Origin of the sequence: Pantoea sp. App145, from assembly GCF_047947045.1 — a bacterium.
Taxonomy (GTDB): domain Bacteria; phylum Pseudomonadota; class Gammaproteobacteria; order Enterobacterales; family Enterobacteriaceae; genus Pantoea.
Map to the genome: position 1 here is coordinate 357,946 of NZ_CP133291.1, position 12,255 is coordinate 370,200.

Here is a 12,255-nt window from a genome sequence, read left to right on the forward strand (position 1 = left end):
ACCTTTAGTCAGCCTGCACCAGCACGCGACCCCAGCTCTCCTGCCGCATCAGGTCTAGCTCTGGCTGGCTTCGGCGGGGCAATTCTCACGGATAAACAGGTTAAACGGTGTGATGTTGTCATGCAGGGAAAACTCATCGCTGCGGTTGAAGTGACGTGCCAGTAACGCCAGCGCCCGACGAGCCTCCTCGCGCGGATTTTGATCGATAATCGCCGCCAGTGAGCCTTCCAGCAGTAACAGACGTCTTTCCGGAGTGAGCTCATGCGTAATCAGTTGCGCCTTTCGCCCCAGCGATTGCAGCGTGGCAACAATATTGCTGTTACCTGACGACGTATTGTAAATACCACAAATACGAGGATTCTCCAGCAACACCTGACGCACCACGTCACCTGCACGCTGTTGATTTTCTGAACTTTCCAGCGTTGCCGCCCAAATGCATGTCGGGAAACGCTCACGTAACACCGCACGGAAACCGCGTTCACGTTCCTCGTGACCAATCATGTTATGCATACCCAATACCACCACCACCTCACCACCGCGCTCACCGAGAAAACGCCCCATCAGCTCCCCTGCAGCCCGCCCCATTTGCCGGTTATCGGGTCCGACATAGGCCAGACGGCCACTGGCAGGAATATCGGTCGCCAGCGTTAAAATCGGTAGTTGCCCGGAAACACGCTTAAGTGCATCCGCCAGTTCAGGGTCATTCGGACACACCACAATCAAGGCATCATGACTGGCGGCGATGGTTTCCACCTGTTTTATGGTCGCGCGAATATTGCCAGGATTGTGGTAATGCATCACGCCATTAATACGCATCTCAGCCATTTCCGCACCGAGATCGGCAAACGCATTGCGTAATCCTTTGTAGAAAGGATTTTTGGGTGATTGCAGCAGAATCGCTACGCGTAACGCACGCAGGTAACCACGGAACAGTACCCGATCAACATTCAGTTTACTGGCCCATTCCAGCACCCGTGCTTCTTTAACCGGAGAGACTCCACCGCGTCGATTCATCACCCGATCCACGGTACTCAGACTGACGCCTGCGGCGCTAGCTATCTGTTCCAGCGTAGTTTTTTTGCGATTGATCACAGTAATTTCTGCCTGAAGATTTGACGTCAAATATTGAAGGTTTCCCTTCAAATTAGTCATAGCAGCCGAAAATTGCATCCGCTATTTTCGTTCTCATCGCAATCAAGGGTGGAGAAGAGAATGATTAAGGATGCGTTTTATCAGCCCGGACAACCAGCACCTAAACTCGGCGTCAGTCCGCTCTCATGGGTTAATGAGGTGCTGCAACATCTGGGAGCCGGCACCAGCGCGCAGCAATGCCTGGAAGAAGCTGCTCTGGCTGGCTATCAGGGTGTGGAGTTGAGTCGTATCTTCCCGCGTGAACCCGGGGCGTTGCGTGCTCTGCTGGCGCAGCACAAATTACATCTGGTCTCCGGCTGGCACGACGGTTTTCTCACCGAACGAAGCGTGCAACAGGAGCTGAAAGCGGTACATCACCATGCCACGCTATTACAGGAAAATGGTGCCCAGGTGATGGTATATGGCGAATGTGGCTGGATGACCGCCAACGCGCTCGATGTCCCGCTGGCCCAGCGTCGCCTGCTACCGGAAGATCAGGTCCAGGGCTATGCAGAGCGACTGTCTGCCTTTGCCGAGGCGTTGTATCAGCAATATGGCCTGCGCCTTGCTTATCACCATCACCTGATGATGGTGGCCGAAACCCTGCCAGAAATTCGCGTTTTGCTGGCTGCCTGTGCTCCGTCGGTAGGCCTGTTACTCGACACCGGACATGCCACCGCTGCTGGTTTTACTTATACCCAGCTGATCGATGAATTTGCCGATCGCATTTGCCATATCCACCTGAAAGACGTGCGACTGGATCGACTCCAGCAGGTGCGTCAGAGCGGGATGACATTTAACGAAGCCGTGCTGGCGGGCATGTTTACCGTGCCGGGGGACGGCAGTATTGATTATCGCCCGCTGGCACAGTTTATCACTCACAGCGGCTACCAGGGCTGGCTGGTGGTGGAAGCAGAACAGGATCCGGCAAAAGCCCCACCGCTTGCAACCGTCACGCGTGCGCAACGCTATGTTGCCGAACATATTTTACCTGCCGCCCAATAAAGGAAAGAGAACATGACCGGAAAAAAACTCAACGTTGGCCTGATCGGTTCAGGCTTTATGGGCCAGGCCCATGCCGACGCCTGGCGTCGTGCAGGCTTGCTGTATCGCAATCTGCCGTTGCAACCGGTGCTACATACGCTGGCCGATGCCACCCCGGCACTGGCGGAAGAAGCGGCGCGCCGTTTTGGTTTTCAGCACAGCACGGCGGACTGGCGGGTGATGATCGCTAATCCGGCAATTGATATTGTCGACATCACCACCCCAAATAACATGCATTACGACATGGCGCTGGCAGCGATTCGTGCAGGCAAACATGTCTACTGTGAAAAGCCGCTGACGGTTTCGTTACAGGAAGCACAAACCCTGACGCAGGAAGCAGAACGCGCCGGAGTTAAAACCATGGTAGCGTTTAATAACATCAAAACCCCGGCAGCCCAGCTGGCGAAACAGATGATTGACCGTGGCGATATCGGCACACCCACCCGCTTTCGCGGCTGGTTTGATCAGGGCTTTTTCAACGATCCTGAGCTGCCGTGGAGCTGGCGCTGCTCGCGTGAGCAGGCCGGTTCCGGCTCACTTGGCGATCTCGGCTCCCATGTGGTGAGTGTGGCGCAATATCTGATGGGGCCGATCACCAGCGTTATCGGCCAGGAGCAGCTGTTTATTGACTCGCGACCGGCTGCCGGTGCCGGTTCTGGCTATGGTGCGCAAGCCAGCAAGGACGCGGCACGGCTGAAGGTTGAAAACGATGATCAGTTTCAGTCGCTGATTACTTTTGCCAACCATGCCGGTGGCGTGATTGAAGCCTCAAGGATTTCGGCGGGAAAAGTGTTTGGTATCGCCTGGGAGGTGTCGGGCACCGAAGGGACCATCATCATGGACGGTGAACGTTTTAACGAATTGAAAATTGCCCGCTATCGCGATGAAAAACACGATCGCGGCTTCAAAACCCTTTACGCCGGTTCTCAGGTGGAGCAGTTTGGCGGTTTCTTTGGCTTCGACTTTGCGGGCGGTGGCCTCGGCTATTTTGACGTTAAAGTGATTGAAATCTATGACCTGATTAAAGGCCTGAGCGGAGCAAGCGGCTGTTTTCCGGATTTCCGCTTCGGCCTGGAAAATCAGCAGATTATCGAAGCAATGGTGCGCTCCTCTGCCAGCGGTACGCGCGTTGAGGTCGCCAGCCTGCGGGCTTAACGGGAAAACGAGGATGGGAGCGCGGTTATTTTTTACCGGGCTTCATGCTGCGATTCAGATCCTGAATACGCTTCATGGTTTTCACCGTACGCGACGCAGTGGCCGATGCTACCGACAAAATCAGCATCTCAAGGCACACCAGTACCGTGCCATGCAGCGGCATACGGCCATCCTCGCCACCGCGTGGCACATTGATCACCACGTCAGCCTCCTTCGCAAAAAACGAATCGGTGGCGTTGGTCAGCAGAATAATCGGGATACCGAGGCGTTTTGCCTCCTTAACCGTGGTGAGACCCTCCCGATGCGCCGACTTTTGCGCCATCATGATCAACACATCACCGCGCTGTAGCGCAATCAGTTGCTCAGCCAGCGCCACACCGGAGCGGTTAAGTGCCACCGCCGGGATACCGATACGCACAAATAAGCGGCGGCTGTAATCCGCCAGCACGCCTGACGCATTAATACCAAACAACCCCACCTGACGCGCTTCAATTAATAACGCCACTGCCGCAGAGATTGCCTGACGATTATGCGGTTCAGATAACGCATCACAGGCGCGTTTATGTCCGCCTAAGACAAAATCAATGCCGGAATTAATATCACAGGACAGTTCGCCGACCGTGGTAATCATTTTTTCTTCGGAATTCATCGCCGGTCCAAACCAGGCTACCAGCGTTTTTTTTAAATCACGTAATCCGGCAAAACCCAATGCCTGAACGGCACGAACCACGGTGGCATCTGAACTCTGCGTCGCGGCAGCAATTTCCATCGCTGTCGCTTCTACCACCGCCTCACGATTTTCATGGATATAGCGCACCACCGTTTGCAGCTGAGGAGAAAGTCCCGCAGCTCGTGCACGATAACGCTCACCCAACACATCGACCCGGTTTTTTATTTTATTGCCTGATGCCATTTTCTTATCCGAACTGATTGTTTTACCTAAGATTGTTGATAATTTCACCGCGGATTTTTATTTGACCGTAGTAACAACTATCCATTATTACTGTAAAAACTACATAAAATGAAGCGGAAAATCATTAAAAAAATCACGAACAATCCCTTTAAATAATATGTTATTCAAAATGTTATATCAATTCATGGTCTACTAACCCCTCCTGAAACACTGATGTAGTATTTCGATGATTTTTTGCATTTACTACTACATTCGTTCATGTTTGAATGATTCTCAATTACATTGATGTCGCCTCACAACGGCTTCCTGCGTTAAATAAAATAATAATACCCAGATAATTAGCAATGTTTATCAGAGCAACACATCTGGCCTGATTATTAAAAAGGCCGGCGATTTCTTCATGGATGAAAATAACCAGACAATGAATACCAGGTTTACATTAAATGAATAACAATCAGCCGTTCGCTTTTAAAAAGAAACCTCATCCGGCCATTATTGCGGCTATTTACGGGGTGGCGATTTTTACACCAGGAATCAGTTTTTCCGCTGAGGGAAATAATACTCTCACGGTAACAGCACAGGAAAACAACGACCAGGGTTATAACGCCACCAGCAGTTCGGTCGCCAGTAAAACCCCGACACCCCGCGTCAATGAAGCGCAATCCGTCAGCGTGGTGACGCAGCAACAGCTGGAAGATTATCAGGTCAGTAATCTGTCAGAAGCCATGCGTTTTGTCAGTGGCGTAACCGAGGGTAATACTCTCGCGGGCACCGAGGATGGTTTTGTGCGCCGCGGCTTTGGCAGTAACTCGGATGGTTCCATCTACCGTGATGGCGTCCGCAGCAGCCAGGGGCTGAACTTCGATGCCACCACCGAACGTGTGGAAGTGTTAAAGGGATCAGCCTCGCTACTGTACGGCATTCAGAATCCGGGTGGTGTGATCAACGTGATCAGTAAAAAGCCGCAATATGAATGGCACACCAAAGTCAGCGGACGCTATGCCAGCGAAGGCGGCGGTGCAGGCACGGTGGATGTCACTGGCCCGCTCGGCAATGGTTTTGCCTTCCGCTTGATCGCGGAAAAACAAAACCAGGATTACTGGCGCAACTTTGGCGTTGATAAACACACGCTGATCGCACCATCACTGCAATGGTATGGCGAAAAAGCCAGCTTCCTGATCAGTTATGAAGATTATCAGTACGATATCCCTTACGATCGCGGCACGGCATTTATCAACGGTAAGCCGGTAAATATCGGTTATAAGGATCGTCTGGATGATAAAGCCAACCACGCCTGGGGCCACAATAAGACCCTGAATGCCCATTATGACTGGCAGTTCAACGACGACTGGAGCACCCGTCTGACTTTCGGTATGAATCAGCGCCAGTATGACAACAACGAAGTCAGGGTCACGGCCATCAACACCACCACCGGAGCCGTGACGCGCCGTGCTGATGCCAACCGTGGTTTTAACCACAAAACTAAATATGTCTCCTGGGATGTGATGGGCACGCCGGAAATCTTCGGCATGACACACAATCTGGTGGTCGGTACCGATTATGAGATGAACCAGACCTACCGTGCGCATCAGTATCAGGGCAAATCCAACAGCGATTTCAATCTGTATGATCCACAGTACGATTTGCTGTCGCCGGTGACCGATAGCAGCACCGAGAAAACCGCCAACGCCAATCTGCTGAACCGTATTCACAGCCGCTCGGTGTATGCCAAGGACAGCATCTCGCTGACCTCCAACTGGATCGCCGTCGTCGGCGGGCGCTACCAGCATTATGAGCAACGCGTTTCACAAGGCTGGGATCCGGTGGTCGAAACCCTGAACGATGAAGGTAACAAGTTCCTGCCGCAGGCCGGGTTGATCTACAAACTGACGCCAGATGTGTCGCTGTACGGCAGCGTCAGCAAATCGTTCACCCCGTCAACCGATGTGGATGATGATGGTAACGTCGGTAAACCCGAACAGGGCACCACCTGGGAAGTGGGCAGCAAGTGGCAAATCTCGCCGCGTCTGTTCGCCAGCGTGGCACTGTATCGTATCGATGAGCGCGATATGTCGCTCAGCATCAATGGTGAAACCCGTGCCATCGATAAAGCACGTTCCAGCGGTGCCGAGTTTGAGTTGAACGGTGAAATCCTGCCAGGTTGGGATCTCAGCGCCAACTACAGTTATGACAAGGCGGAAATCGTCAACGATGGCGAGGATTCTGCCAATAACGGCAACCGCCTGCAAAATGCGCCGCGCCATTCTGGTGCGCTATACCTGAGCCATAACCTGACGTTTAACGCAATTCCGGGTGATTTCCGCGTCGGTGGCGGTGCACGTTATGTGGGCGCTCGTGCGGGCGATCCAGAAAACAGCTTCACCATGCCGGATTACATCGTGGCTGACAGCTTTATTGCCTGGAACAATCGTCTGCTGGGCAACAAAACCCAGCTGAAACTGAATCTGAATAACCTGTTTAATAAACACTACTACACCTCAAGCGGCGGTAATCTGCGTGTGCGTGAAGGTGCCACCCGAAACTTTATGCTAGAGGCCAGCGTTGAATTCTAAGGCGATCATTCTCAGGATGGTGGCGCTGTTGCTGATGATGCTGAGCAGCGCCGCGCTGGCAAAAACCATCACCGATATCGACGGCAACCCGGTGACGATTCCCGATAACCCCCAGCGCATCGTGCTGGGGGAAAGCCGCATGCTGTACACGCTGGCGATGCTCGAGCCTGGCGATCCTTTCCAGCGCATTATCGGCTGGCCGCAGGATTTGAAAAGATACGACAGCCAGATGTGGGACATTTTCGCCCGCAAGTTCCCGCAGATGCTGAAAATTCCGGTCCTGGGGGCGGGCGGCACCAATGACATCAACCCGGAACAGGTGCTGGCGCTCAAACCGGATGTGGTGATCCTGCCCAGCCTGGCACGTTACGACGATGGGGATTTACGTCTGCTGGCGATGCTGAAAGCAGCACACATCCCGGTGGTGAAGATCGATCTGCGTGTGCATTTGCTGAAGAACACCACGCGCAGCGTGCAGATCCTCGGTGAAGTATTGAACCAGACGGCGCGGGCCGAATCGTTCAACCGTTTCTATCAGGCGCATTTGCAGGTGATTCAGCAGCGGCTGGCAAGTTATCACGGACCAAAACCGACGGTACTGCTGCAACTGCACCTTGGACGACGCAACGAATGTTGCGTCACGGCCGTCAAAGGCAGCCTCGGCGAGTTACTCAATGCCGCCGGTGGCGACAACATTGCCAGCAAAACCGTGCCAGGGGTGTTTGGTCGTCTGAGCGAGGAAAGCGTGATTGCCGCACAGCCAGAATATTACTTCGCCACCGGCGCGGGTGATAACGATGCGCAGGGCGTGCTCAAGCTGGGTCCGGCAGTGGCACCTGATGCGGTACAAAGCAGCTTCAGCGCCATGACGGCAAAACAGAATGGTCTGCGCGAGTTGCAGGCATTGCATAACGGCCATGCGGCGGTGATCTGGATGAATTTCTATCTCAGCCCGTGGCACATCGCCGCGACCGAATTTATGGCGAAAACGCTCTATCCGCAGCTATTTAGCGATGTGCAGCCTGAAGAAACGCTAAAGCAAATCTTCCACGATTATCTGCCCATTCCCTACAGCGGCACCTGGTTTCTCCCCATGCGCCCGTAGCCCTGCCTGACCAGGTCACCATAAATGGTGACCTGGTTACATCCCCGCCGTGGTCTATGCTTGACTGTCACAGGTTATTTCCTGACCGGCGAGGCGATAAAATGGAGTCCTGTTTATTTCATAAAAGCTGGGGTGCTGAGTACGCGCCAGATGGCAGTGTACAATTCCGCCTCTGGGCTTCCGGCCAGCGCCAGGTGACATTACAGCTGGCAGGCGTTGACATCCCGATGCAACCCTGCGGCGATGGCTGGTTCGCATGGCGGGAAGCGCAGGTCGCACCCGGTACGCCCTATCAATATCTGCTTGCCGACGGCACTCTGGTGCCTGACCCCGCCTCACGCGCTCAGCAGGCCGGGGTGAATGGTCCCTCGCTGGTTATCGACCCGACCACCTATCCCTGGCAGCACCCTGACTGGGCCGGTCGTCCGTGGGAAGAAACCGTGGTGTATGAACTGCATATCGGCACCTTCACGCCACAAGGCACCTTCCAGGCGGCAATAGAAAAGTTGCCGCAGCTGGCTGCTCTGGGGATCACCATGATTGAGGTGCTGCCGGTCGCACAGTTTGGCGGCAACCGTGGCTGGGGTTATGACGGCGTGCTGCTGTACGCGCCGCACTCCGCCTATGGCACCCCGGATGATTTCCGCGCCTTCGTGGATACCGCGCACGGCTGTGGCCTGGCGGTGGTACTGGATATCGTGCTGAACCATTTTGGCCCGGAAGGTAATTATCTGCCGCTGCTGTCGCCGGACTTCTTTGATCAGCAAAGAATGACCCCATGGGGCGCAGGCATTGCTTACGATGTTGATGCTGCCCGCCGCTATATCACTGAAGTCCCGCTGTACTGGCTGACGGAATTTAATCTTGATGGCCTGCGTTTCGATGCCATTGACCAGATAAAGGATCAGGCCGAACCACACGTTCTGCTTGAAATTGCCGAACGCATTCGGCGCGAAATCCCTGACCGGCATATCCACCTCACCACTGAGGACAGCCGCAACGTCATTTTTCTCCATCCGCGTACCTCAGACGGTTCCGTACCGCTGTTCACCGCTGAGTGGAATGATGATTTCCACAACGCCATCCATGTCTGCGCGACAGGGGAAACCCATGCGTACTATCAGGATTTTGCCGATCAGCCAGAAAAACATCTGGCACGGATTCTCACTGAAGGCTTCGCTTACCAGGGGGAAGTCTCTCCCCACAGCGGCAAAAAGCGTGGCGTCGCCAGTACTGGCCAGCCACCCGTCGCTTTTGTCGATTTTATTCAGAACCATGATCAAGTCGGCAACCGTGCCCACGGCGAAAGATTGCTCACCCTTGCCGGGGCCGCACAAACCCAGGCATTGCTCGCCACCCTGCTGCTTTCCCCCCATATCCCGCTGCTATTTATGGGCGAAGAGTTTGGCGAGACGCAGCCATTTTTGTTCTTCACAGATTTTCACGGCGATCTCGCCAGAGCGGTGCGCGAGGGGCGCGCCCGCGAGTTTACCGGCCATGCCGGACACGAGGGGACCAGCGTGCCGGATCCCAATGCGCAGCACACCTTTGAGAAGTCAAAACTCGACTGGTCAAAACCCGGCAGCCCCGAGGGCAGGCAATGGCTGGCGTTGACCAGACAGTTGCTGGCGGTGCGTCAGCAACATATCGTGCCACTGATCCGTGACGCCGACGCCCATAACGGCCGCGTTATCGCCGCAGAGGATGGCTTTATCGCGGTCAGTTGGCGCTTCCCGGCAGGCACCCTGTCGCTGGCGCTGAATTTAAGCCATATCTCGCACCCCCTGACGGAGCTGCCAGGTGAAACCCTGTTTGCCTGGCCGCTGGCGGCAGACCCGCTGTCGCCCAATGGGATGACCGTACGTTTGTCTGCCGGAGATAAGCCATGATTTTGCCAACGGCAACTTACCGTATTCAGTTCCGCAACGGCATGACATTTGATCACGCTGCCGCCCTGGTGCCCTATTTAAAAAAACTCGGCATCAGCCATTTGTATGCCTCGCCCGTCTTTACCGCGACCCGTGATTCGACCCACGGCTATGACGTCACGCATGCCACACAAATCGATCCCTCGCTGGGTGGCCGCGCGGGTTTTGAGCGCATGGTGCAGGCACTGAAAAGCGCCGGTCTTGGCCTGATACTCGATATCGTCCCCAATCATATGGCAGCCTCGCTGGAAAATCCGTGGTGGCGCGATGTGATAGCCCACGGTGAACACAGTCGCTACGCCCACTATTTTGATATCGACTGGTCACGCCCGCTGACGCTGCCGTTTCTGGGCGACACCTTTGCTGAAGCACTGGAAAAAGGTGAGATCAGCGTCCGCGCCGATCCCCATAGCGGCTTACCGACGCTCGCGTATTTCGACAATTTTTACCCACTGGCGCTCGACAGCTGGCAGGGACTGAATCTCGAGGACAAGGTGGACATTGCCGCCTTGCACGAACGCCAGGCTTATCGGCTGATATGCTGGCGTGATGCCGCAACGGACCTTTCGTATCGTCGTTTCTTTGAAATCACCGGTCTGGTGGGGGTGCGGGTGGAAGATCCCGAGGTCTTTGCTGCCACACATCAGTTGATTCTGGCACTGGTGCACAGCGGAGCCGTTGCTGGCCTGCGCATCGACCACGTTGACGGACTTGCCGATCCACAGGGATATCTGGAACGTTTGCGCCAGCAGGCAGGGCCGGATTGCTATATCACGGTGGAAAAAATCCTCGGGGCAGAGGAAGCGCTGGCAGCCGACTGGCCCGTTGCGGGCACCACTGGCTACGAATTTATCACCGCGCTGGCTGATGCGCTGGTTGTCAGTGATGGCATCAAGGCCCTGCGCCAGGCCTATCCTGCCAGAAACGATATGGCCGCAGAATTACGTGCAGCAAAAGCGTTAATGGTTGATCGAAATTTTGCCGGAGAATTCAACCGTCTGCTGGCGCTGGCAAAGGATATTGCTCAGGACGCGTTCGCTGAAAACGCACTCCGCAACGCCCTGCGTGAACTGCTGCTGGCTTTTCCGGTTTACCGTACTTACGCCACTGCGGAAGGTTTACCCGCTGCCGATGAGGCGCTGCTGCAAACTGTGACGGCAAACATTGGCGCAGAGACATCCCCCGAGGCCCTTTCTTTTATCACCGGCCTGTTCCACGGCGAAGCCGCTGATAATCAGACCGCGCTATTTCGCACCCGCTTTCAGCAATTAAGCGGTCCTTTAATGGCAAAATCGGTGGAAGATACCCTGTTCTTCCGCCAGTGCACGGCGCTGGCGTTAAATGAAGTCGGCGGCGAACCGCTGCCGCAAGGCTTCACTCTGGCGCGTTTCCATGCTGCGATGCAGACACGACAGCAGCAGCAACCACAGGGACTTTCCAGCACGTCCACGCATGATACCAAGCGGGGCGAGGACACCCGGGCGCGGCTTTATACCCTGAGCGAAGCGCCAGAACGCTGGTCTGCCGCCGTCACCCGCTGGCGGCAGATGCATCAGGCGCATATCAAACCCCTGCCTGCAGGCCCGGCACCCGGACCTGCGGTGGAATGGATGATGTATCAGGCACTGGCTGGCGCCTGGCCGGTGTCGCTGAAGCTGGATGATGCTGCCGGATTGCAGGATCTGGAAACCCGGTTTGTGGCCTTTGTGGAAAAAGCGCTGCGTGAGGCAAAACAGCGCACCGATTGGGCTGAAAGCAATGAATCCTATGAAGAGGCGGTGCTGGCCTATGCCCGCCAGCTACTTTCCCCCGCCAGCCTGGTTTTTTTGCAGGATTTTACCGCCACGCTACAACCCTTTATCCACGCCGGGCTGGCAAACAGCCTGAGTCAGACCATCATCAAACTGCTGGCACCTGGCGTGCCGGATATTTATCAGGGCAGCGAGGCGCTGAACTTCAGCCTGGTCGATCCTGACAACCGGCAACCTGTGGATTTCGCGTTGCTGGAGCAGTGGCTGCACAGCCCCTCTTCGCAGCCCGACAGCTGGCTGAGTGGTCAGTTGAAGCAGCAGACCATCGCAACCCTGCTGCCGCTGCGTCAGCAGCATCCGGCGTTGTTTCGCGACGGTGATTATCTGCCGCTGACAGCCAGCAGTGACCATCTGATTGCCTTTGCGCGGGTGCACCCGCAAGCGACGTTAATCGTGGTGGTCCCACGCCTGCCATTAACCGCCTTTGCTGGTAACCTGCCGCAGCCGTTACCGACATGGCAAATTGCCCTGCCCGAATCACTTGCCCATCGTCGTTATTACAACGTGATAAGTCATAAAGAGGAAGCACTGGCCGATGTCCTGATTGGCGCCCAGCCGTACCTGGTGTTGCTCAGCAGCTAACGAAAAATGCGCA

8 protein-coding genes are annotated in these 12,255 nt (G+C 55.2%); 6 read left to right on the forward strand and 2 right to left on the reverse strand.

The window, feature by feature from the left end; translation table 11 throughout:
- Positions 1-54 precede the first annotated feature (54 nt).
- Positions 55-1,092 (reverse strand): LacI family DNA-binding transcriptional regulator, encoded by a 1,038-nt coding sequence (locus RCF31_RS21545; RefSeq protein ID WP_416413313.1) that lies wholly within the window; start codon positions 1,090-1,092, stop codon positions 55-57.
- A gap of 120 nt (positions 1,093-1,212) precedes the next feature.
- Between RCF31_RS21545 and iolE the strand changes: the two genes are divergently transcribed.
- Positions 1,213-2,136: a myo-inosose-2 dehydratase gene (iolE, locus tag RCF31_RS21550; RefSeq protein ID WP_416413314.1), complete on the forward strand. Its 924-nt coding sequence runs from the start codon at positions 1,213-1,215 to the stop codon at positions 2,134-2,136.
- A 12-nt stretch (positions 2,137-2,148) separates the two neighbouring features.
- On the forward strand, positions 2,149-3,330 hold the full coding sequence (locus RCF31_RS21555; RefSeq protein WP_416413315.1) for a Gfo/Idh/MocA family protein: 1,182 nt from the start codon (positions 2,149-2,151) through the stop codon (positions 3,328-3,330).
- Between the two features lie 25 nt (positions 3,331-3,355).
- Here RCF31_RS21555 and RCF31_RS21560 read toward each other — a convergent pair whose 3' ends face one another.
- A complete protein-coding gene (locus tag RCF31_RS21560; protein ID WP_416413316.1) occupies positions 3,356-4,243 on the reverse strand; it encodes a MurR/RpiR family transcriptional regulator in 888 nt (295 codons plus the stop codon).
- A gap of 443 nt (positions 4,244-4,686) precedes the next feature.
- Between RCF31_RS21560 and RCF31_RS21565 the strand changes: the two genes are divergently transcribed.
- The 4 genes from RCF31_RS21565 to treY all read left to right on the forward strand — a co-directional run bounded on the left by RCF31_RS21565 (position 4,687) and on the right by treY (position 12,242).
- Positions 4,687-6,816 carry a TonB-dependent siderophore receptor gene (locus RCF31_RS21565; RefSeq protein ID WP_416413317.1) on the forward strand — a complete coding sequence of 710 codons (2,130 nt, stop codon included), beginning with the start codon at positions 4,687-4,689 and terminating at the stop codon, positions 6,814-6,816.
- 16 nt (positions 6,817-6,832) lie between these two features.
- A complete protein-coding gene (locus tag RCF31_RS21570; protein ID WP_416413794.1) occupies positions 6,833-7,921 on the forward strand; it encodes an ABC transporter substrate-binding protein in 1,089 nt (362 codons plus the stop codon).
- 101 nt (positions 7,922-8,022) lie between these two features.
- Entirely contained in the window at positions 8,023-9,810 is a 1,788-nt protein-coding gene (treZ, locus tag RCF31_RS21575; RefSeq protein ID WP_416413318.1) for a malto-oligosyltrehalose trehalohydrolase, read from the forward strand.
- Positions 9,807-12,242, forward strand: coding sequence for a malto-oligosyltrehalose synthase (gene treY / locus RCF31_RS21580; RefSeq protein WP_416413319.1), 2,436 nt, complete (start codon positions 9,807-9,809; stop codon positions 12,240-12,242). Before treZ ends, treY begins: the two co-directional genes overlap by 4 nt.
- Positions 12,243-12,255 lie beyond the last annotated feature (13 nt).

Bases quoted from the DNA above. Each gene is read 5' to 3' on its own strand.
- treZ (WP_416413318.1), top strand. From the start codon at position 8,023: ATGGAGTCCTGTTTATTTCATAAAAGCTGGGGTGCTGAGTACGCGCCA.
- iolE (WP_416413314.1), top strand. From the start codon at position 1,213: ATGATTAAGGATGCGTTTTATCAGCCCGGACAACCAGCACCTAAACTC.
- RCF31_RS21555 (WP_416413315.1), top strand. From the start codon at position 2,149: ATGACCGGAAAAAAACTCAACGTTGGCCTGATCGGTTCAGGCTTTATG.
- RCF31_RS21560 (WP_416413316.1), bottom strand. From the start codon at position 4,243: ATGGCATCAGGCAATAAAATAAAAAACCGGGTCGATGTGTTGGGTGAG.
- treY (WP_416413319.1), top strand. From the start codon at position 9,807: ATGATTTTGCCAACGGCAACTTACCGTATTCAGTTCCGCAACGGCATG.
- RCF31_RS21570 (WP_416413794.1), top strand. From the start codon at position 6,833: ATGGTGGCGCTGTTGCTGATGATGCTGAGCAGCGCCGCGCTGGCAAAA.
- RCF31_RS21565 (WP_416413317.1), top strand. From the start codon at position 4,687: ATGAATAACAATCAGCCGTTCGCTTTTAAAAAGAAACCTCATCCGGCC.